The organism is Microbacterium neimengense, from assembly GCF_054782995.1.
This window is the reverse complement of record NZ_BAAGRK010000015.1, coordinates 990,091-1,011,488: the sequence shown is the minus strand read 5'-3', so window position 1 is coordinate 1,011,488 and position 21,398 is coordinate 990,091. Positions and strand designations below refer to the sequence as shown.

General features: G+C 70.0%; 19 protein-coding genes. 15 read left to right on the top strand and 4 right to left on the bottom strand.

The window, feature by feature from the left end; translation table 11 throughout:
- Positions 1-17 precede the first annotated feature (17 nt).
- Positions 18-2,039, bottom strand: coding sequence for a beta-galactosidase (locus ACYVJS_RS15525; protein WP_460740751.1), 2,022 nt, complete (start codon positions 2,037-2,039; stop codon positions 18-20).
- A 181-nt stretch (positions 2,040-2,220) separates the two neighbouring features.
- Between ACYVJS_RS15525 and ACYVJS_RS15520 the strand changes: the two genes are divergently transcribed.
- Genes ACYVJS_RS15520 through ACYVJS_RS15510 form a run of 3 tightly spaced genes read left to right on the top strand, consistent with a single transcriptional unit; the run spans position 2,221 to position 5,743 of the window.
- Positions 2,221-3,237 (top strand): LacI family DNA-binding transcriptional regulator, encoded by a 1,017-nt coding sequence (locus ACYVJS_RS15520; RefSeq protein ID WP_460740750.1) that lies wholly within the window; start codon positions 2,221-2,223, stop codon positions 3,235-3,237.
- Between the two features lie 51 nt (positions 3,238-3,288).
- Positions 3,289-4,860: a methionine--tRNA ligase gene (gene metG / locus ACYVJS_RS15515; RefSeq protein WP_460740749.1), complete on the top strand. Its 1,572-nt coding sequence runs from the start codon at positions 3,289-3,291 to the stop codon at positions 4,858-4,860.
- Between the two features lie 4 nt (positions 4,861-4,864).
- On the top strand, positions 4,865-5,743 hold the full coding sequence (locus ACYVJS_RS15510) for a TatD family hydrolase (RefSeq protein WP_460740748.1): 879 nt from the start codon (positions 4,865-4,867) through the stop codon (positions 5,741-5,743).
- A gap of 239 nt (positions 5,744-5,982) precedes the next feature.
- Here the strand turns inward: ACYVJS_RS15510 and ACYVJS_RS15505 are convergent, their stop codons facing one another.
- Positions 5,983-7,434 carry a sugar porter family MFS transporter gene (locus ACYVJS_RS15505; RefSeq protein ID WP_460740747.1) on the bottom strand — a complete coding sequence of 484 codons (1,452 nt, stop codon included), beginning with the start codon at positions 7,432-7,434 and terminating at the stop codon, positions 5,983-5,985.
- A gap of 71 nt (positions 7,435-7,505) precedes the next feature.
- Between ACYVJS_RS15505 and rsmA the strand changes: the two genes are divergently transcribed.
- From rsmA to ACYVJS_RS15490, 3 genes are all read left to right on the top strand, one after another.
- Positions 7,506-8,351: a 16S rRNA (adenine(1518)-N(6)/adenine(1519)-N(6))-dimethyltransferase RsmA gene (rsmA, locus tag ACYVJS_RS15500; protein ID WP_460740746.1), complete on the top strand. Its 846-nt coding sequence runs from the start codon at positions 7,506-7,508 to the stop codon at positions 8,349-8,351.
- Entirely contained in the window at positions 8,348-8,755 is a 408-nt protein-coding gene (locus ACYVJS_RS15495; protein WP_460740745.1) for an arsenate reductase ArsC, read from the top strand. The genes rsmA and ACYVJS_RS15495 overlap by 4 nt, the downstream gene beginning before the upstream one ends.
- 132 nt (positions 8,756-8,887) lie before the next feature.
- Positions 8,888-9,805 (top strand): phosphodiesterase, encoded by a 918-nt coding sequence (locus tag ACYVJS_RS15490; RefSeq protein ID WP_460740744.1) that lies wholly within the window; start codon positions 8,888-8,890, stop codon positions 9,803-9,805.
- Here the strand turns inward: ACYVJS_RS15490 and ACYVJS_RS15485 are convergent.
- On the bottom strand, positions 9,756-11,333 hold the full coding sequence (locus ACYVJS_RS15485; RefSeq protein WP_460740743.1) for a stealth conserved region 3 domain-containing protein: 1,578 nt from the start codon (positions 11,331-11,333) through the stop codon (positions 9,756-9,758). The genes ACYVJS_RS15490 and ACYVJS_RS15485 overlap by 50 nt on opposite strands.
- Before the next feature lie 159 nt (positions 11,334-11,492).
- Between ACYVJS_RS15485 and ACYVJS_RS15480 the strand changes: the two genes are divergently transcribed.
- The 9 genes from ACYVJS_RS15480 to ACYVJS_RS15440 all read left to right on the top strand — a co-directional run bounded on the left by ACYVJS_RS15480 (position 11,493) and on the right by ACYVJS_RS15440 (position 19,498).
- Positions 11,493-12,479 carry an aldo/keto reductase gene (locus ACYVJS_RS15480; RefSeq protein ID WP_460740836.1) on the top strand — a complete coding sequence of 329 codons (987 nt, stop codon included), beginning with the start codon at positions 11,493-11,495 and terminating at the stop codon, positions 12,477-12,479.
- The gene (locus tag ACYVJS_RS15475) at positions 12,476-13,408 is read left to right on the top strand and encodes a 4-(cytidine 5'-diphospho)-2-C-methyl-D-erythritol kinase (RefSeq protein WP_460740742.1); all 933 of its coding nucleotides are present in this window, start codon (positions 12,476-12,478) and stop codon (positions 13,406-13,408) included. The genes ACYVJS_RS15480 and ACYVJS_RS15475 overlap by 4 nt, the downstream gene beginning before the upstream one ends.
- Positions 13,409-13,434: 26 nt before the next feature.
- Positions 13,435-14,742: a GNAT family N-acetyltransferase gene (locus ACYVJS_RS15470; protein ID WP_460740741.1), complete on the top strand. Its 1,308-nt coding sequence runs from the start codon at positions 13,435-13,437 to the stop codon at positions 14,740-14,742.
- 118 nt (positions 14,743-14,860) lie between these two features.
- Positions 14,861-15,163: a DUF427 domain-containing protein gene (locus tag ACYVJS_RS15465; RefSeq protein WP_460740740.1), complete on the top strand. Its 303-nt coding sequence runs from the start codon at positions 14,861-14,863 to the stop codon at positions 15,161-15,163.
- Positions 15,164-15,182: 19 nt separating this feature from the next.
- On the top strand, positions 15,183-16,004 hold the full coding sequence (locus tag ACYVJS_RS15460) for an ABC transporter ATP-binding protein (RefSeq protein ID WP_460740739.1): 822 nt from the start codon (positions 15,183-15,185) through the stop codon (positions 16,002-16,004).
- A 1-nt stretch (position 16,005) separates the two neighbouring features.
- Positions 16,006-16,686, top strand: a complete 681-nt coding sequence (locus tag ACYVJS_RS15455) for an ABC transporter permease (RefSeq protein WP_460740738.1) — start codon at positions 16,006-16,008, stop codon at positions 16,684-16,686.
- Positions 16,683-17,405 (top strand): ABC transporter permease, encoded by a 723-nt coding sequence (locus ACYVJS_RS15450; protein ID WP_460740737.1) that lies wholly within the window; start codon positions 16,683-16,685, stop codon positions 17,403-17,405. The genes ACYVJS_RS15455 and ACYVJS_RS15450 overlap by 4 nt, the downstream gene beginning before the upstream one ends.
- A gap of 40 nt (positions 17,406-17,445) precedes the next feature.
- Positions 17,446-18,360, top strand: a complete 915-nt coding sequence (locus tag ACYVJS_RS15445) for an ABC transporter substrate-binding protein (RefSeq protein WP_460740736.1) — start codon at positions 17,446-17,448, stop codon at positions 18,358-18,360.
- Between the two features lie 145 nt (positions 18,361-18,505).
- On the top strand, positions 18,506-19,498 hold the full coding sequence (locus ACYVJS_RS15440) for an NAD-dependent epimerase/dehydratase family protein (protein WP_460740735.1): 993 nt from the start codon (positions 18,506-18,508) through the stop codon (positions 19,496-19,498).
- Between the two features lie 19 nt (positions 19,499-19,517).
- On the opposite strand, the gene ACYVJS_RS15435 is transcribed toward ACYVJS_RS15440, so the two are convergent.
- Positions 19,518-21,329: an ABC-F family ATP-binding cassette domain-containing protein gene (locus ACYVJS_RS15435; RefSeq protein WP_460740734.1), complete on the bottom strand. Its 1,812-nt coding sequence runs from the start codon at positions 21,327-21,329 to the stop codon at positions 19,518-19,520.
- Between the last annotated feature and the right edge of the window lie 69 nt (positions 21,330-21,398).

The following is a 21,398-nucleotide window of genomic DNA, read 5'->3' as shown; positions in this document are numbered from 1 at the left end:
TTCGGGGGAGTCGCCGGTCAGCGACCACCCCCGCGGGTCGGAGGGGTGCGAACGACGGCGACGCCGCCGGCGGCGACGACCGTCTCGTGGTCCGAGGCGTTCCCCGTGAGCAGGTCCGTACCGGCGACCGGGGCGGTGAGGGCTGCGTCGGAATGGTTGACGAGTACGACGTAGTCCGCGTCGTCGCCGTGACGGGTCACGGTCTCCAGGCCTGACGGCAGACCGGCGGGGGTGAGACCGGCATCGGCGTACACCTGCGTGAGGATCGCGGCGAGGCCCGCCGCATCCGGCCTCGTGCTGACATACCAGCCGACGCCCGCGCCGTGCGGGTTCCGCGTGACGGCGGGGGCGTCGTCGGCGGGTCCGCCGACGTAGCGCGCCCGCACCTCGGCGCCGTCGACGCGGAGGTCTTCGGCCCACTGATCGATCGTCAGCCGTTCGCCGTCGAGATCGATCGCAGCGACGTCTCCCTCGCGCAGCGGCAGGAACTCCTCGACCCGCACGCCGAGCGCCTCGGCCAGCGGTGCGAGGTACCCGCCCTCGTGGACCGCGTCGTTCTCGTCGACGACCGCGGAGAAGTAGGAGACGACGAGCGTCCCGCCGGCGGCGACGTAGGCGGTGAGGTTCGCCGCATCCTTCGTCGTGAGCAGGTACTGCGCGGGGGCGAGGACGAGCGAGTACGAGGAGAGATCCTGGCCGGGCAGGGCGAAGTCCACCGTGATGCCGTCCCGCCAGAGCTGCGTGTAGTACGCGCGCACCCGCTCGTCGTGATCGAGGAGATCCGACGGGCGCCATTCGAGATCCTGCGCCCAGAACGACTCGAAGTCCCAGAGGATGGCGACGTCGCCGCTCACGCGGGATCCGCGTACCTCGGAGAGGGCGGCGAGGTCGGAGCCGAGGGCGGTGACCTCGCGGAACACGCGGGAGTCGGTGCCGGCGTGCGGCAGCATCGCGGAGTGGAACTTCTCGGCGCCGGAGCGCGAGGCCCGCCACTGGAAGAAGAGGATCGCGTCCGCACCGCGTCCGAGGTGCGTGAGGGAGTTGCGGGCCAGCTCGCCCGGCCGCTTCGCGACGTTCTGCGGCTGCCAGTTCACGGCGGACGTCGAGTGCTCCATGAGGATCCACGGCTTGCCGCCGCCGACGGAGCGGCTGAGGTCCGCCGCGATCGCGAGGCCGATCTCGCCCTCGCGATCGGGCGCCCAGAGGTAGTGGTCGTCCGAGACGATGTCGACCTCGCGGCCCCACGCCCACAGGTCCGTCGTCTGGCTCTGGTTCGCCATGAAGTTCGTCGTGATCGGTTGGTCGGCGTACTGACGGATGGCGTCGCGCTCGGCGATGAAGCAGGCGCGCAGCTGGTGGTCGGTGAAGCGGGCGAAGTCGAGCCGCTGCGCGGGGTTCACGACGGAGGGCGCCGCGGCGGGAGCCCCCACGTGCTCCCAATCGCCGTAGTGCTGCCCCCAGAAGGCGGTTCCCCACGCGGCGTTGAGCGTATCGAGGCTGCCGTAGCGCTCGCGCAGCCAGAGCCGCCAGGCGGCGACGGCGTGATCCGAATAGTCCTCGCCGACGGGCACGCCGTACTCGTTGTGGACGTGCCACATGACGACGGCGGGGTGTGCGGCGTACCTGCGGGCGAGCTCGGTCGCGATGCGCACCGAGGCCTCGCGGTAGGCGGGGGCGGAGTGCGACGCCATCCCGCGCGAGCCGAAGCCCATCGTGGTGCCGTCGCGGGTCACGACGCGGGCGTCCGGGTGGTTCGCGAAGAACCATGCCGGAGGGGAGGCAGTGGGAGTGCCGAGGTCGACACGGATCCCGTTCGTGTGCAGGAGGTCGAGGAGCTCGTCCATCCAGGAGAAGTCGAAGACGCCCTCGGCGGTCTCGATCAGGCCCCACGAGAAGATGCCGACGCTGACGAGGTTGACCCCCGCTTCGCGCATGAGCGCGACATCCTCGTGCCAGATCTCGACGGGCCATTGCTCCGGGTTGTAATCGCCGCCGTACGCGATTCCGTCCAGCTGCGGCCAGGGTGAGCTCTGGGTCATGACGCTCCGTCGGGTCGAGGGTGGTCGGTCTCAGTCAGGGAGGACTGGGACCGGTCACAGTCTGCGCAGCGACGATCGGGACGATCAAGCCCGTGACCCGTTCGTTATCAAACTGTGACCGGTCCCAGTATTCTCGGCACGCCGCATCACCGCCGCGGAGAGCAGGCGATAGAGTCCTCGCGTGGAAGAGACGACCATCGCCCGGCGCCGCCCGACCATCCGGGACGTCGCCGCCGCCGCCGGCGTCTCGCGCGGCACGGTCTCCCGCGTGATCAACGGTGGCCACTGGGTGTCGCCCGACGCCCGCACGGCGGTCGAGGAGGCGATCCGGCGCACCGGGTACACGGCCAACCACGCGGCCCGCTCGCTCGCGACCGGACGCGCCGGCTCCCTGGCGTTCCTGCTGACCGAACCGCAGCATCTGCTGTTCGCCGACCCCAACTTCTCGCTGCTGCTGCGCGGCGCCGCGGAGGCCCTGTCCCAGCGGTCGATGACCCTCGTGCTGCTCGTGGCCGGCACCGCGGAGGAGCGTGCCAACGTGGCGCACTTCGTCAGTGCGGGCCACGTGGACGGCGTGCTGCTCATCTCGTCGCACGAGGCCGACCCGTTGCTCGACTCCCTCCTGGATGCGGGTGTTCCCACCGTCTCGTGCGGACTTCCGCTCGGCCACCAGGGCGACCTCGCCGCGGTCGCGGTCGACGAGGAGGGCTCGGCGCGCGTGATGACCCGGCACCTCCTCGATCGCGGACACCGGCGCATCGCCATGATCGCCGGGCCCGACGACACCCCGGGCGGACGCTACCGGCTCGTCGGATTCCGGGAGGAGCTGGGCGCGGCGTTCGACCCCGAGCTGGTCGAGCACGGCGACTACAGCCGCGAATCGGGCACCCGAGCCATGTCGCGACTGCTCGAGCGCACCCGCGACATCGACGCCGTGTTCGCCGCGTCCGACATGATGGCCGCCGGTGCCGTCGTGGCCCTCGGTCGCGCCGGTCTCCGCGTCCCCGAGGACGTCGCGGTGGCGGGCTTCGACGACTCCGGACTCGCCGCTGCGCACGAGCCCCCGCTGACCACCATGCGCCAGCCCTGGGACCGCATCAGCGCCGAGATGGTGACGCTCCTGCTCGAGGTGATCGAGGGTGCGCCGCGGCGCAGCATCACCCTGCCGACCGAGCTGGTCGTGCGAGACAGCGCCTGAGGGACCCGTCACAGGGCGGCGGGTCCCTCAGGCGCCGCCTAGAATCTACGGGTGAGCAACGGCCGTTCCTTCTACATCACGACGCCGATCTACTACCCGAGCGATGTCCCGCACATCGGCCACGGGTACACGACGGTCGCCGTGGACACGCTCGCGCGCTGGCACCGCCAGTCGGGGGATGACACCTGGATGCTGACGGGCACCGACGAGCACGGTCAGAAGATGCTCCGCGCGGCCGCAGCCAACGGCGTCACGCCGCAGGAATGGGTGGACAAGCTCGTCAGCGAGGCCTGGTTCCCGCTGTTGGAGAGCCTCGACGTCGCCAACGACGACTTCATCCGCACGACCCAGGAGCGCCACGAAGAGGGCGTCAAGCGCTTCGTGCAGGCCATCTACGACCGCGGGTACATCTACGCCGGCGAGTACGAGGCGCTGTACTGCGTGGGCTGCGAGGAGTTCAAGCCGGAGTCCGAGATCCTGGACGGCACGGGAGCGTTCGAGGGCCTCAAGGTCTGCGCGATCCACTCGAAGCCGCTCGAGCTGCTGCAGGAGAAGAACTACTTCTTCAAGCTGAGCGAGTTCGCCGAGCCCCTGCTGAAGCTCTACAAGGAGAACCCCGATTTTATCCGTCCCGAGTCGGCGCGCAACGAGGTCGTCTCCTTCGTGCGTTCGGGCCTCAAGGACCTCTCGATCTCGCGTTCGGCGTTCGACTGGGGCATCCAGGTGCCGTGGGACCCGCAGCACGTGATCTACGTGTGGGTCGACGCGCTCCTCAACTACGCGACCGCGATCGGCTACGGCGTCGACGAGGAGGACTTCGAACGCCGCTGGCCCGCGTACCACGTGGTGGGCAAGGACATCCTGCGCTTCCACGCCGTCATCTGGCCGGCGATGCTGATGGCCGCGGGCCTCGAGGTGCCGCGTGGCGTCTTCGCCCACGGGTGGCTGCTCGTGGGCGGCGAGAAGATGTCGAAGTCGAAGCTCACCGGCATCGCGCCGACCGAGATCACCGATGTGTTCGGCTCGGACGCCTACCGCTTCTACTTCCTCTCGGCGATCGCCTTCGGCCAGGACGGCTCGTTCTCCTGGGAGGACCTGTCGGCGCGCTATCAGGCTGAGCTCGCGAACGGCTTCGGCAACCTCGCCTCGCGCACGGTCGCGATGATCGAGCGGTACTTCGAGGCGATCGTCCCGCCGCCGGCGACCTACACCGACGCGGATCTGGCGATCCAGCAGATCGTGGCGGATGCGGCCGCATCCGCCGACGCGGCGATGGAGCGATTCCGCATCGACGAGGCGATCGCGTCCATCTGGACGATCGTGGACGCACTCAACGGCTACATCACCGAGAACGAGCCGTGGGCGCTCGCCAAGGATCCGGAGCAGGCGGGGCGCCTCGGCACCGTGCTCTACACGGCGGCCGAGGGACTGCGCGCGCTCGCCGTGCTGCTCTCGCCGGTGATGCCCGTCGCGACCGAGAAGCTGTGGATCGCCCTCGGGGCGGCCGAGTCGCTCGGGCGTCTGCAGGACCAGGCGCTGCGCGAAGCCGGTGTCTGGGGCGCGCTGCGACCCGGCACGAGCGTCAACGGCCTCTCGCCGCTGTTCCCGCGCGTCGAGCAGTGACCCGATGAGTGATCCCAGCCAGTACGTGCGCCAGCGCGAGAAGGGCAGCCGCGACGTCAGCTATCCGCCCTCGCCGGAGCCGTTGGGCGTCGCGCTTTACGACAATCACTGCCACCTGGAGATCCAGGACGGCGACGAGGCGATGTCGCTGGACGAACAGCTCGAGCGCGCCGCATCCGTCGGCATCGTCGGAGTGGTGCAGGCGGGCGGCGACATCGAGTCGAGCCGCTGGTCGGCGTGGGCGGCGGCCTCGCATCCCCGCGTGCTGGCCGCTGTCGCGATCCACCCGAACGAGGCGCCCGCCTACGCGGCGGCGGGGCGGCTCGGAGAGGCCATCGCCGTGATCGACGAGCTCGCAGCCCAGCCGCGCGTGCGTGCGATCGGGGAGACGGGTCTGGACTTCTTCCGGACCGAGTCCGAGGGGCTGGGAGCGCAGCACGAGAGCTTCGAGGCGCACATCGCGCTCGCGAAGAAGCACGACATCGCGATGCAGATCCACGACCGTGACGCGCACGAGGCGGTGCTCGAGACGCTCGAGCGCGTGGGCGCGCCCGAGCGCACGGTGTTCCACTGCTTCTCGGGCGACGCCGACATGGCGCGGATCGCGGCGGAGCGCGGCTACCACCTGTCCTTCGCGGGCAACATCACGTTCAAGAACGCCCAGAATCTGCGCGATGCGCTCGCCGTGACGCCGCTGGATCACATCCTCGTCGAGACCGACGCGCCCTTTCTCACCCCCACTCCGTACCGAGGGCGTCCCAACGCGCCCTACCTCGTACCGGTGACAGTGCGCTTCATGGCCGCGGAGCTGGACATGGACCCGGACGAGCTGGCCGCGCAGCTGGCCGCCAACACGCTCGCCGTCTACGGCTCGTTCGACTGAGAGCGCCCCGCATCCGTTCCGCCCGTCGGAGAAAACGCGGAAGGTCGGAGGATCTGACGGCGATCCTCCGACCTTCGTGCGTTTCTCCGACGGGAGCGACGCGCCCGCCGCTCAGCGGTCCTCGTCGTCGAGGCGCTTCTCCTCCTGCGCCTCGAGGCGGTCCTTCTCCTTCTGGGCCTTCTCCCGCTCTTCGCGGATCTCCTCGTGCGACTTGGAGTTGTTGGTCATGTCGGCTCCTCTCACTTCTTCTGACGGGGTTTCTTGACGAACAGCGTCTCGGTCTGCTCGAGCTCCATGCCCTTGGTCTCGGGGATCTTCCAGAGCACGAAGACGAACGACAGGGCCGCGAAGATCGCGTACATGAGGTACGTGAGCGGAAGCGACCACGACGAGAGCTCGGGGAACGTCCACGACACGAGGAAGTTCGCGAGCCACTGCGCCCCGGCGGCCACACCGAGCGCCTTTCCTCGGATGCGGCTGGGGAAGATCTCGCCGAGCAGAACCCAGACGAGCGGGCCCCACGAGGCGCCGAAGCCGACCACGAACAGGTTCGCCGCGACGAGGGCGACCGGCCCCCAGGGGCCCGGCAGGGAGATGTCCGTGCCCTCGCCCGTGGCGAACGAGAACGACAACGCCATGGCGCCCAACGAGAGGGCCATCAGGACCGAGCCCGTGAGCAGGATGGGCTTACGTCCCACCCGGTCGACGAGGAAGATCGCGATGAGGGTCACGAGCACGTTGGTGACGCTCGTGATGACGCTCACCAGCAGCGCGTTGCTCTCGTCGAAACCGACCGCCTGCCAGAGCGTCGTCGAGTAGTAGAAGATCACGTTGATGCCGACGAACTGCTGGAACACCGACAGGATGATGCCGATCCAGACGATGGGATTCAGCCCGAGCGCGGGGCCGGCGAGGCTGGCCTTCGCGTTCTTGCGATCCGTCTCGATGGCCGTCGTCAGCTCGTTGACGGTCTTGTCGAGGTCGGCGGCGGGCACGAGACGGGCGAAGATCTCCTTCGCCTCCTCGGTGCGTCCCCGCGCGAGCAGGTAGCGGGGGGACTCGGGCATCGTGAACGAGAGGATGCCGTAGACGGCGGCGGGGATCACGCCGATGAGGAACATCCAGCGCCAGGCCTCCAGCCCCCACCACAGCGTGTCGTCGGCGCCGCCCGCCGCGCCGGCGAGCACCGCGTTGCTCAGCAGCGCGGCGAAGATGCCGAGCGTGATGGCCAGTTGCTGCAGCGACGCCAGCGACCCGCGGATCTGCCGCGGGGCGACTTCGGCGATGTAGGCCGGTGCGACCACCGAGGCGATGCCGATGCCGAGGCCGCCCAGGATGCGCCAGACGATCAGGTCGGGGACGCTGAAGGTCAGCGCGGAGCCGACCGAGCTGACCAGGAACAGCACCGAGCCCAGCAGCATCACGCGCAGGCGCCCGAACCGGTCGGAGAGGGCGCCGGCGAGGATGGCACCGACGGCGCAGCCGAGCAGCGCGACCGCCACGACGAAGCCGGTGAGGATCGGCTCCTTCGTGTAGTCCGCCTCGATGGATTTCACGGCGCCGTTGATGACGGAGGAGTCGAACCCGAAGAGGAACCCGCCCACGGCCGCGGCGACGGAGAGTCCGATCGCCCGGCGTCCGAACGGACTGCGCATCGAGAACGTCCCCGTGGGGAGTGCTTCGGTGGTCATTTCGTCACCCTAACCCTGCCAGCGTTCTCTCAGGGTCGGACTTGGCTCGACGGTTGTCTAGGGTTATACACATGACCGTGCACTTGCTCGGCGCGGCAGAGATCCGCGCGCTGGCCGCCGAGCTCGATGTCACTCCGACGAAGAAACTGGGGCAGAACTTCGTCGTCGATGCCAACACGGTGCGAAAGATCGTGCAGGTCGCCGGCGTCGCGGCCGGTGAACACGTCGTGGAGGTCGGGCCCGGGCTCGGCTCTCTGACCCTTGCGATCCTCGAGACGGGCGCGAGCGTGGTGGCGGTCGAGATCGATCACCGGCTCGCCGAGCGACTGCCGGCCACCGCACGCGCCCACGGGGTGCGCGACGGGATGCTGCGCGTGGTGGATGCGGATGCGCTCACCATCCGGGACCTGCCCGGGGAGCCCACGGTGCTCGTGGCCAACCTGCCCTACAACGTCTCGGTCCCGGTGCTCCTGCACTTCCTCGAGCACTTCGATCACCTCCAGCGCGGCGTCGTCATGGTGCAGGCCGAGGTCGGAGAGCGCCTCGCCGCTCCTCCCGGGTCCAAGGTCTACGGCGCTCCGAGCGTCAAAGCCGCCTGGTACGGCTCCTGGCGGCTCGCGGGCACCGTATCGCGCCAGGTGTTCTGGCCCGTGCCCAACGTCGACAGCGTGCTCGTCGGGTTCCGGCGCGACGCCGAGGCGCGCGGCGACGAGACCGAGCGCGTCGCGACGTTCCGCATCGTCGACGCCGCGTTCCAACAGCGTCGCAAGATGCTGCGCCAAGCGTTGTCGGGGCTGTTCGGCGGCTCGGCCGCATCCGCGAGCGCCGTTCTCGAGGAGGCCGGTGTGAACCCGACCCTCCGGGGCGAGCAGCTGACGATCGACGATTTCCAGCGGATCGCGCGGGTGTCCGCATGAACGTTCCCGTCGTCCTCTTCGTGTGCGTCCACAACGCGGGACGCTCTCAGATGGCCGCCGGCTTCGCCCGTGCGCTGGGCGGCGACGGCGTCGAGGTGCGCTCGGGCGGCTCCGAGCCCGCATCCGCGATCAACCCCGTCGCCGTCGAGGTCATGGCCGAGCGGGGCATTGACATCACGCGGAACGTGCCGCAGCTGCTGGCGACCGACGATGTGCGCCAGGCGGATGCCGTGATCACGATGGGATGCGGCGACGCCTGCCCAATCTTCCCCGGCAAGCGTTACGAGGACTGGGAGCTGCGCGATCCCGCCGGGCAAGGCCCGGACCTGGTCCGCGAGGTGCGTGACGACATCGAGGCTCGCGTGCGCCGCCTCCTCGTGGAGCTCGACGTCATCTCCGACTGAGCGTCCCGCCCCGGATCGTCACCGGCTGCAACTGAGGGATTCACCGTGTGTTCAGCCGCCGGTACGAAACATGCCGGTAACATTCGCGGGAACGACGGCCGCGCCCGAGCGGCCCGTGAAAGGGACGAACCGATGCGTGCTGGGGAGTATCCGGCGGCGGAACGCGTACTGCTGCACCTGAGCGACACCCATCTGCGAGCGCCGGGGCCGAAGCTGTTCGACCGCGTCGACGGACTCCGTCTGCTCGAGCGGGCGCTCGGACGCATCGAGGCGAGCGGCATCCGTCCCGACGGCATCGTGTTCACGGGCGACCTCGTCGATCTGGGCGAGGCGGATGCCTACACGGCCCTGCGCGGCCTCGTCGAGCCGTTCGCCCGGCAGCTGGACGCGCCGGTCTTCTGGGTGATGGGCAACCACGACGAGCGCGGCGCGTTCCGGGCGCGCCTGCTGGACGCGGCCCCCGCCACGACGCCCTTCGATCGCGTCGACGAGATCGACGGACTCCGGCTCATCACGCTCGACACGACCGTTCCCGGCGCCCACCACGGCGAGCTGCGTCCGGCGCAGCTCGACTGGCTCCGCGAGCAGCTGGCCCAGCCCGCCCCGCTCGGTACGATCCTCGCCATGCACCACCCGCCCGTGCCGAGTGTGCTGCCGCTCGCGGCGAGCGTCGAGCTGCGCGACCAGCGCGCGCTCGCCGACGTGCTGCGCGGCAGCGACGTGCGGGCGATCATCGCCGGCCACCTGCATTACTCGACCTTCGCGATGTTCGCCGGTATCCCTGTCTCGGTCGCGTCCTCCACCTGCTACGCCCAGGACCTCACGGTCCCCGTGGGGGGCACGCGTCCGCAGGACGGCTCGCAGGCGTACAACCTGGTGCACGTGTTCGCCGAGACCGTCGTGCACTCGGTCGTCACGGTCGACGCGCCGCATCCGCTCGAGTACATCGACCCGGCCGAGGCGCAGCGCCGCCTTCACTCGGCCGGCATCGCGCAGGACGTCAGCGCAGGGCGGACGCCTCCGACCGCTCCCATCCGGATCCTGCGCTGACCGCGGGGAGCTCCCACGGTGCGCGCACCGGGAATATGCGCTCGAGGAGCTCGGTGACCACGCGCACGCGCACCTCTTCGGGAACCTCGGCCGAGCCGCCGTCGTTCAGGCAGAACATGTCCACGTCGCGGCGCTCGGCCAGCCGGCTCATGCGTCGCAGCGACTCCGCCATGGTCGTCTGGTAGTAACGGGTGCGCGGCGAGGTCGTGGCCACCGCGCGCCCGGTGAAGGCGGCGTAGTAGTGGTACAGGCTGTTCGTCACCGAGATGTCGGTGGCCGAGCGGAACCGGGATGCGGCGGTACGCGCGAAGTCTTCGGCGAACGTCTGCTCCAGCTCGGCCATCACGCTGCGGCGAAGCGGCGTGGCGCAGTGCTCGAGGTCGTGCGTGATGGTGCGTCCGAAGCGCTCGCGCAGGAGCTCGCGGTTCACCCGGAGCGCGTTGTCGTGGCCGCTGCGGTGCGGGGCGTTCGGCCCCGTGCCGATGCGCACGTCGCACTCCACGAACTGCGAGATGCCGGCGGGGGAGAAGAACAGCTCCGGCGCGACGGGTCGCCCGAAGAACATGTCGTCGTTCGAGTAGAGGAAGTGCTCGGCGAGCCCCTCGATGCGGTGCAGCTGCGCCTCGACGGCGTGTGAGTTGTGGATCGGCAGCACCGACGTGTCGGCGAAGAACTCCTCGCTGCGCACGACCGTCACCCGCGGGTGGTCGGCGAGCCAGGCCGGCGTCGGCGAGTCGGTGGCGATGAAGATGCGACGTACCCACGGCGCGTACATGTAGACGCTGCGCAGTGCGTAGCGCAGTTCGTCGACGTGTCGGTAGCGGGCCGGTCCGTCGTCTCCTTCGCCCACCACATAACCGGCCATCTGCGCCGCGCGCTGACGCTGGAACTCGCTCGACGAGCCGTCGACCCACGAGAAGACCATGTCGATGTCGTCGATCATCTCGTTCGGATGCGGGTCGAACATGCCCCGCAGGCTCTGCCAGGTGCGCCCGTATCGCTGGATGCTGACGCGCTCGATGTCGGCCGCGGCGATGATGCGCCGGGTCAGGGCGTTGGCATGCGGTGCTTCGACCGTCTCTGCGCCGAAGCGCCAGAACTCCAGGCGAACGCCGTGTGCTGCGCCGTAACGCAGCGATCCGGCCAGCCGCGGGCGGAAGACGCGCAGGGCGCTCGGTGCGCCGTGGCGCGGGATGTGATCGGGCGCTGGCACCGCGCTCAGGCCCTTGGGTTTGACGTAGACCGGTTCGCCGACGCACAGCCGCGTCACGGCCTGCCAGGCGCGGTCCTGATCGGCCACGTCCACGACGATCGCCTCGTCGCGCAGCCCGTGGCGGATCAGCAGCGGTTCGATGCCGGCATCCGTCAGCGCGTCCGCGACCATCGCGAGATCCGCGAGGTGCGCGTCGAGCGGGGAGAGATCGTCGTGACGGAGATGAAGCATGCCCGCTTCGAGCACGATGTCCTCACGCGTCAGAAGCGCCGCCCAGGGGTGGGGGCCGGCGGGAAGAGCAGACAGAGAGACCATCTCGTCAGCCTAGACCGCGCGCGTTTCGGGCGAGTTTCGCAAGAGTCCGCGCTCGGAGGTCGCCGTGGATAGGCTGCAGGGGTGACTGCGCCGCGTTTCCGTCCGAACGTCCCCGAGATCCACCGCCCCTACACCGCCGCCGCCGAGCGCTACGGTGCGATGGATTACCGCCAGGTCGGCCGATCGGGTCTGTACCTGCCGCCGATCTCGCTCGGGCTGTGGTGGAATTTCGGCGACAACGTCGCCTTCGACAAGCAGCGCGAGATCCTCCGCCACTCCTTCGACAGGGGCATCACGCACTTCGACCTCGCCGACAACTACGGCCCGCCCTACGGTGCCGCGGAGACGAACTTCGGGCGCATGATGCGCGAGGACTTCGGCCGCTACCGCGACGAGCTGATCATCTCGTCCAAGGCGGGTTGGGACATGTGGCCCGGCCCCTACGGCGACTACGCCTCGCGCAAGCACATCCTCGCCGGCGCCGAGCAGTCCCTGAAGCGGATGAACCTCGACTACGTCGACATCTTCTACTCGCACCGAGTGGACCCGGTGACCCCCATCGAGGAGACCATCGGTGCCCTCGACACCCTCGTGCGCCAAGGCAAGGCGCTCTACGTCGGCATCTCGTCGTACAGCGCCGAGCGCACCGCCGTCGCCTCGGCGGTGGCGCGCAGCCTCGGGACGCCGCTCGTGATCCACCAGCCCGCGTACTCGATCCTCAACCGCTGGGTAGAGGACGGTCTGACCGCAGTGCTGCGCCAGGAGGAGATGTCGGCGATCGCCTTCACGCCGCTCGCGCAGGGCCTGCTGACCGGCAAGTATCTCGGCGACGGCCGCGGTCATCGCTCGCAGACCCGCAGTTCGCTCCCCGACAAGCCGCTCTCGCACGCCACGATCGCGGCGCTGCGCGGACTCAACGTCGTGGCGAAGGAGCGGGGTCAGACACTCGCTCAGATGGCGATCCAGTGGGTGCTGCGCGAGCCGACGGTCGCGTCCGCGCTCATCGGCGCGTCGAGCGTCGAGCAGATCGACGAAAACCTGGCGGCTCTGGCCGGCCCCGCGTTCGACACGGAGGAGCTCGAGCGCATCGACGCGCTCGCGGAGGGCATCGACGTCGACCTGTGGGCGGTGTCCTCGAAGCTGTGAGCATTTCGCGAGCGTCGTCGCGCGTCCATGTGCGCGCCCCGGGGAAGATCAACGTCTTCCTCGAGGTCGGTCAGGTGCAGGACGACGGCTATCACGACGTCGCGAGCGCGTACCAGGCCGTATCGGCGTTCGAGGATGTCTGGGCGACGCCGGCCGACACGGTCAGCGTGGAGGTGACCGGTTCCGTGGATGTGGCTGGCGTGCCGCTCGATGACCGCAACCTCGCGGTCCGCGCCGCGCGGCTGCTGGCTGCGGAGACCGGTTATCGGGGCGGGGTGCACCTCGAGATCCACAAGGGCGTCCCCGTGGCGGGCGGCATGGGAGGCGGGTCCGCGGATGCGGCGGCGACTCTTCTCGCCTGCGACGCCCTGTGGGACACCCGGCTCGGGATGGCGCAGCTCCACGCCCTTGCCGCGCGGCTGGGAGCCGACGTGCCCTTCGCGCTCATGGGCGGCACGGCGGTGGGCGTCGGGCGCGGTGACGAACTGAGTCCTGCCCTGGCCCGAGGACGCTTCGACTGGGTGATCGTCACGAGCCAGGACGGCCTGTCCACGCCCGAGGTGTACCGCGCGCTCGATGAGCATCGGGCCCGCCATGCGCTCGACATCTCGCCCGCCTCACGTCGGCCGCTCGTCGACAACGACGTGCTCCACGCGCTGCGAGCGGGGGATGCCGCCATGCTCGCCTCATCCGCTCGCAATGATCTGCAGGTCGCGGCCCTGACGCTGCGCCCGAGGCTCGGCGACGTCCTCGAGGCGGGGGAGCGCGAGGGTGCCCTGGTGGGCCTCGTCTCAGGGTCGGGGCCCACGCTCGCCTTCCTCGCAGCCGACGCCGAAGCGGCGATCGAGCTCCAGATCGTGCTCAGCGCGAGCGGGCACGTCGCCCACCACGTGCACGGGCCGGTGCCCGGCGCCCGGATCATCGACTGAGCGCGCCGCTCGTCAGGAGGATACGCATGTCTGCCCACGACCTCATCGCCCGTCAGCACGAGGGGCCCGTCGACGCCGCATCCGCCGCGCGTCTGGCGAGCGACGGCCTGCGGCTCGTGCGTCTCGCCGACGACGACGATCGTGCGTTCGACGGCTGGCAGGCGGCGGTCGCCCGCGGCTTCCTCGGCGACGAGCCCAGCGACGTGCAGCGCGAGACCGGTCGAGGGCTTCGCGGGCACCGCCGGATGATCGCGGTGCTCGACGACACCGCTGCGCAGCCCGAGGTTCCGGTCGGCACCCTGGCCTCGTGGGTGGGGGAGCTGTCCGTTCCCGGCGGTGTCGTCGACTCCTGCGCGATCAGCTCCGTCACCGTGGCACCCACGCACCGTCGGCGCGGCATCTGGCGCGCGATGATGGAGGGCGAGCTGCGCACGGCCGCGGCGCTCGGGCTGCCGGTCGCGAGCCTGACGGTGAGCGAGTCGACCCTCTACGGCCGGTTCGGATTCGCGCAGGCGGTCGCCGTGGCGAGCGTCGAGATCGACGTCAAGCGGGCGGTGTGGGCGGGGCCCGCGCCCTCCGGCCGGGTGGACTTCATCTCGCGCGAGCGCTGGCGCGAGCTCGCGCCCGAACTGTTCGACCGTGTCCGGGTCACGCAACCGGGCGAGGTGGAGATGCCCCGCGGACACTGGGGCCGCTTCGCCGGTACGCGGGCCGATGCCGAGAAGCCCGGCCACACCCGTGCCATCCAGTACACGGCCGCCTCCGGTGAGATCACGGGTCTGGCGCTGTACTCCGTCGAGGAGAACCACGACGACTTCACCCGTTCGAGCGTCACGGTCGCGAACCTCACGGCGGCGGATGCGGATGCGTACGCGGGCCTGTGGCGATTCTTCGTCGAGATGGACCTGATCGGGACCGTACGTGCGAGCGAGCTGGCGGTCGACGAGCCGCTGCTGTGGATGATCTCGGATCGGCGCGCCGCCACCCTCATCCTTCGCGACCACCATTACCTGCGCGTGCTCGATACGCCCGCGCTGCTGGGGTCACGGCGGTACGAGGGTTCCGGGTCGGTCGTGCTCGACGTGCAGGATCCGCTCGATCTCGCGGGCGGGAGGTTCCGCCTGACGGTCGGACAGGACGGTGCCGCGTCGGTGACCGAGACCGACGACGATGCCGACGCGCGCCTGGGCGTCGCGGAGCTCGCCGCGATCTTCCTCGGTCAGGTCTCAGCCGTGACTCTCGCCGCGGCCGGTCGGATCGACGCGGACGATCCCGTGACGCTCGCTCGTCTGTTCGGCTGGCACCTGCCGGTCCGCCTCAGCTATTGGTACTGAGCGCGGCGAGCACATGACGCCGCGTGACGCAACCTTCGGCGCCGGTGTCGCCGGGGGTCGGTAACGTGGGTGCTCCTCCGCTGTTCTGCGGGGATCTGGGCCCGGCAGGGAGGCGGCGATGAAGGCTCTTTTGGGTGACACGGTGCTCGCGGAGGCTCCGAAGGAAGATCTGATCCGCATCGAGGGCAACTGGTACTTCCCGCCGGCGAGCATCGCCGACGGCGTCCTCGTCGACAGTCCGACGCCGTACACCTGTCCGTGGAAGGGTGCGGCGCACTACTTCACGGTCACCGCGGACGGGCGCGAGCTCGCCGACCGCGCGTGGTCGTATCCCGAGCCCTACCCGGGCGCGATCGAGAAGGTCGGCGCGGATTTCTCGGGGTACGTGGCCTTCTGGAAAGAAGTCGAGGTCACCGAGTGAGCCTCGCCCGGGACCGAGCATGATCGAGTTCCGCGGCGTCGACAAGCAGTTCCCCGACGGCACGCGTGCGGTCAAGGACTTCTCCCTGGTCATCCCGTCGCGCCAGACCACGGTGTTCGTCGGCTCGTCGGGATGCGGCAAGACGACGCTGCTGCGCATGATCAACCGCATGGTCGAGCCGACAGCGGGCGTCATCGAGATCGACGGCGAAGACGTGTCGACGGGCTCTCCCGTGGCGCTGCGCCGGCGGATCGGCTACGTCATGCAGAACTCCGGTCTGCTTCCGCACTTCACCGTCGCCGACAACATCGCCACCGTGCCGGTGCTGAACGGCACCTCTCGCCGTGACGCGCGGCGGCGGGCCCTCGAGCTCATGGAGACCGTGGGGCTGGACACGTCCCTCGCTGATCGCTACCCGAGTCAGCTCTCGGGCGGCCAGCAGCAGCGCGTGGGCGTGGCCCGCGGCCTCGCCGCAGACCCCAATATCCTCCTGATGGACGAGCCGTTCGGCGCGGTCGATCCGATCGTGCGCGCCGAGCTCCAGCAGGAGCTCATCCGCCTCCAGCGCGACCTCGACAAGACGGTGGTGTTCGTCACGCACGACATCGACGAGGCGTTCCTGCTCGGCGATCAGGTCGTCATCCTCGCGAAGGGGGCGCAGAAGCTCCAGGTCGGCAGCCCGAGCGAGATCATGCAGGCGCCTGCCGACGACTTCGTTTCGGCCTTCATCGGCGCCGACAGGGGCAAGCGCGCGCTGCGACTCGAAGAGGTGGGCGGGCGTACGGTGGTCGTCGACGCCGAGGGTCGCACGCAGGGCGCGCTCGTCGAGAACGGCGACTGAGATGGCCTGGGTGCTCGCGAACCTCGGGATGATCGCGGAGTTGGCTCTCGACCACCTGCGCCAGAGCCTGATCGCGATCGTCGTCGGATTCGTCCTGTCGATCCCGCTCGGGTGGGTGGCGTGGCGGTACCGCCTGCTGCGCGGCTGGGTGATCACCGTCACCGGGTTGCTCTACACGATCCCGTCCCTCGCCCTGCTCATCCTGTTGCCGACGGCGCTCGGCTACCGCATCCCGACCGAGTTCAACCTCATCGTCGGCCTCACCATCTACGCGATCGCGATCCTCACGCGCGCCGTGACGGACGGCCTGGACTCGGTGGATGCGGGCGTGCGGCAGGCGGCTACGGCGATGGGCTATGGCGGCTTCCGGCGGTTCTTCGCCGTCGATCTCCCGTTGGCGGGGCCCGTGATCCTCGCCGGCCTGCGCGTCGCCGCGGTCTCGACGATCTCGTTGGCAACCGTCGGCATCCTCGTCGGGGTCACCAATCTCGGCTACCTCTTCACGAACGGCCTGCAGCGCCGCATCCTCGAGGAGGTCTTCGCGGGTGTCGTCGCCGTCGTGATCCTCGCGCTCGTCGTCGACGTGCTGCTCGTTCTCCTCGGCCGTCTGGCGATGCCGTGGAGCCGCACCGCCCGCCCGACCCGTCGGCGCGTGGTCGCCCGGGCGGAGGCCACGGCATGAACGTCTTCTGGGATGCGATCGTCTGGCTGTTCTCTCCCGAGCAGTACAGCGGTCCGAGCGCGCTGCCGGTGCTCCTGCTCCAGCAGCTCGGTTACACCGCGGTCGCCGTGGCCATCGCCGGCGCGATCGCCATCCCCGTCGGCCTCGCCATCGGCCACACCGGCCGCGGCCGGGAGATCGCGGTGGCGGTCTCCGGTGCCGCCCGCGCCGTGCCTTCGTTCGGCCTGCTCGTGCTCCTGGTGCTGCTCATGGGCGTGCTGCACAAGCCCGAGGCAGCTGTGGTGACCTTCGTCGTGCTCGCCATCCCGGCGCTGCTCGCCGGCGCCTACTCCGGGCTCGAGGCGATCGATCGCCGTGTCATCGACGCCGCCCGCGCGATGGGCATGACCGAGTGGCAGATTCTGTGGCGCGTCGAGATCCCGCTCGGCTTGCCGCTGTTGGTCGGCGGCATCCGCTCCGCCGTGCTGCAGGTCGTCGCCACCGTGACGATCGCCGCCTACGTCGGCCTCGGCGGGCTCGGCCTGCCGATCATCCAGGGCATTCCGCTCAGGCGGATCGACCAGGTGCTCGGCGGGGCGATCGTCGTCGCCCTTCTCGCGCTCGTCCTCGACGCGCTGCTCGCCCTCGCGCAGCGCGCCGCCGTGCCCGCCGGAGTCCGTGCCCAGGCGCCGTCGCGCACACCGCGGCGGCTGCGCTCCCGACCCGTGCAGGCCGTCTGAGCCTGCCGCACACGTCCCGAATCCACCAGGAAGGAACACCATGTCCACAGCATTCCGTCGCCGCGTCGCCCTCGTCGGCGCCGTCGCACTCACCTCGGCGCTGGCTCTCGCCGGTTGCGCGTCCTCGTCCGACCCGCTCTCCGACGGAGACCAGACTCAGGCCCCGTCCGACACGATCGTCGTCGGCTCGCAGGACTACTACTCGAACGAGATCATCGCCGAGATCTACGCCCAGGCACTCGAGGGTGCCGGCTTCACGGTGCAGCGCGACTTCACGATCGGTCAGCGCGACGCGTACCTGCCGGAGCTCGAGAGCGGTGCCATCACGCTCTTCCCGGAGTACACCGGCAACCTGCTCCAGTTCTTCGAGCCCGACACCGAGGCGCGCTCGTCCGACGATGTCTACGCCGCGCTCAAGGAAGCACTGCCCGAGAACCTCACGGTGCTCGACCAGTCGACCGCGAGCGACCAGGACTCGTACACGGTCACCGAGGCGTTCGCCGATCAGTGGGGCCTTGAGACCATCGCCGACCTCTCGAAGATCACCGAGCCGCTGACCCTGGGCGGCCCGCCCGAGCTCGCCGACCGTCCGTACGGGCCCACCGGACTCAAGAGCACCTACGGCATCGACGTGACCTTCCAGGCGACGGGTGCGACCACGGTCGAGGACCTCGTGGCCGGCACGGTGAACGTCGCCAACGTCTTCACGGCCGACCCGCAGATCCAGACCCAGAAGCTGAAGGTTCTGGAAGACCCGAAGTCGCTGTTCCTCGCCTCGAACGTGGTTCCGCTCGTCAACAAGGACGTCGCCGGCGACATCGCCGACGTCATCAACAAGGTGAGCGCCGCGCTGACGCCCGAGGGTCTCGTGGCGCTGAATGTCGAGAGCACGGTCGACAAGAATTCCTCCGCCGACATCGCCAAGAAGTGGCTGGCGGACAACGGGCTGAGCTGACCGCATCCGTCATCGAAGGGCCCCCGGCGCGCACCGCGCCGGGGGCCCTTCGCGTCGTGGGACCTTCGCCCCTGCTGCGCCGTGGTCGCCGCGCCTACCGTCGAAGACACAGGGCGCCGAGGGGATCGGCGCGGAAGGGCTCATCATGCAACGCGCACTCGTCGTCGGCGGCACCGGCCTCCTCGGCTTCCACACCACGCAGGAGCTCCTGCGTCGCGGCCATCGGGTCGCGACGCTCGCGCTGCCCGCGACCGACGCGCCGGAGCTGCCGGTCGAGGTCGACGCGCACTGGGGCGACCTCAACCTGATGACCGACGGCGAGCTGACCGACCTGCTCACGGGTACGGATGCGGTCTTCTTCGCGATGGGCGCCGATGAGCGCACGCTCCCGCCCGCACCCGCATCCCGTTTCTACTACGAGGCCAACGTCGTCCCGACGCAGCGCCTGGCACGCCTCGCGCGTGCAGCCGGCGTCCGGCGCTTCATCGTCTTCGGCTCCGACACAGCCGAGTGGGGCGAGCGCTGGCCCGAACTCGGGTTCCGCACCCGCAACGCCTACCCGCGCTCCCGCTACGCGCAGGAGGAGGTCGCCGTGCTGGAGGGCGACGGCGCGATGGACGTCATGGTGCTGCGCCTGCCCTACATCTTCGGCGTCGTGGCCGGCCAGCGTCCGCGCTGGCAGGCCGTGCTGGATGCGGTCGCAGCCAGCGCGGGCCCCATCCCGGTGCTGGGCGGGTCCACGTCCGCCGTCACGGTGCGCCAGGTCGCGCAGGCCGCCGTCGGAGCGATGGAGCGCGGCACGCACGGCAGCCGGTACACGCTGAGCGCGTACGAGCTGAGCCACTCCCAGTTCCTGGAACTCTGCTGCGAGGCTGTCGGGCGCGACCCGCACGACGTCGCGGTGGTCCCGCTCGGCGACCTGCTTCCCGCCTCCGAGGCACGTGAGGCCGAGGTCCAGGCGGTCGGACGCGAGTTCGGTCTGCACCCCGCTGACACGGCGCTGCTCGGCGAGAAGCGCGCGGTGGGGGATGTGGCAGACACGATCGCCCTCGACGTCGAACCCGACGATGTACTGGGTGAGATCCGCGCCTGTCTCGCCTGGTGCGTCGAGCACCCGCGCGAGACCGTCCCTGCCTGACGAACCTTCGGCGGGGCGCTCAGTCGTCGAGCGCCTCGCCGAGTTCCAGCCAGCGCTCTTCGAGGGTGGCGACCTCGGCGACATGCGCATCGCGGGTGCGCTGCAGCTCGAGCAGCCGGTCGTAGTCGTCGTGGGCGTCGGCGAACCTGGCGTCCAGGGCAGCGATCTCGGTCTGCAGCTTCGCGAGACGCCGGTCGATCGCGGACAGCTCCTTCTCTGCGGCGCGGCGCTCGGCGCCCGCGAGGGCGGGGGAGGCGTCCTGCGTCCTGCGTTTCGTCTCGTCGCTGCGCTCCTCGCTCAACGACCGGGAGCTGGGCTGGGCGGCACGCAGACGCAGGTACTCGTCGACGCCGCCGGGCAGGTGCCGCAGGCGCCCGTCCAGGATCGCGTACTGCTGGTCCGTGACGCGCTCGATGAAGTAGCGGTCGTGTGAGACGACCACGAGGGTGCCGGGCCAGGAGTCGAGCAGATCCTCCATCGCCGCGAGCATGTCGGTGTCGAGGTCGTTCGTCGGCTCGTCGAGGATCAGCACGTTGGGCTGCGAGAGCAGCACGAGAAGCAGCTGGAGCCGCCGCTTCTGACCGCCCGAGAGGTCCTTCACGGGCGTCGAGAGCTGCGCGCTGGAGAACCCGAGGCGTTCGAGCAGCTGACCGGGGGTGAGCTCCTGCGACTTCGACCCCGCCCCGAAGGAGTACGTCGTCCGCAGGCCGGCGAGCACGACGCGCACGGGGGAGTCGAGGTGCTCGTCGAGTTCGTCCATGCGCTGCGAGAGCGTGGCGACCTGCACGGTCTTGCCGCGCTTCACCCGTCCCGCGGTCGGCGCGATCTCGCCCGAGACGAGCCCTAGCAGGGTGGACTTGCCAGCGCCGTTCACGCCGAGGATGCCGGTGCGCTCGCCCGGTGCGATGCGCCACTCGACCTCGTGCAGCACCTCGCGATCGTCGTACGAGACGGAGGCGTCGAGCAGGTCCACGACGTCTTTGCCGAGTCGGGCGACGGCGAGGGAGCGCAGCGAGACGCTGTCGCGGATCTCGGGCACGTCGGCGATGAGCTCATTCGCCGCGTCGATGCGGAACTTCGGCTTCGACGTGCGGGCCGGTGCGCCGCGCCGCAGCCACGCCAGCTCCTTGCGTGCCAGGTTCTGCCGCTTCGACTCGATGGCTGCGGCCTGCCGATCGCGCTCGACGCGCTGCAGGATGTAGGCGGCGTACCCGCCCTCGAAGGGCTCGACGATGCGGTCGTGCACCTCCCACGTCATCGTGCAGACCTCGTCGAGGAACCACCGGTCGTGCGTCACGACGAGCAGGCCCCCGGCGCTCGCGGGCCACCGCTTCTTCAGGTGCGCCGCGAGCCAGCTGATCGCCTCCACGTCGAGATGGTTGGTGGGCTCGTCGAGGGCGATGACGTCCCAGTCGCCGGCGAGGAGCGCGGCCAGTGCCACGCGCCGCCGTTGGCCTCCCGAGAGGGTTGCGACATCCGCATCCCAGTCCAGATCGCCGAGGAGTCCGGCGATCACGTCGCGGGCACGGGCATCGCCGGCCCATTCGTGCTCGGGGCGGTCGCCGACCACGCTCTCGCCGATCGTCCGCCCGTCGATGAGGGTGTCGGCCTGATCGAGCACGCCGATGCGCACGCCGCCGCGGACGGTGACGCGCCCGCTGTCGGGTTCGGTGCGGCCGGCGAGCATACCGAGGAGGGTGGACTTGCCGTCGCCGTTTCGGCCGACGATGCCGATGCGGTCGCCCTCGTTCACGCCGAGCGAGATGGAGTCGAAGACGACCTTCGTCGGGTATTCGAGATGGAGGGCTTCGCCGCCGAGTAGATGAGCCATGTTGCTTCCAGGCTACGCAGTCGGGCCTGTATCAACGCGTTGACACACGAGATGCAGGTCGTGTATCAG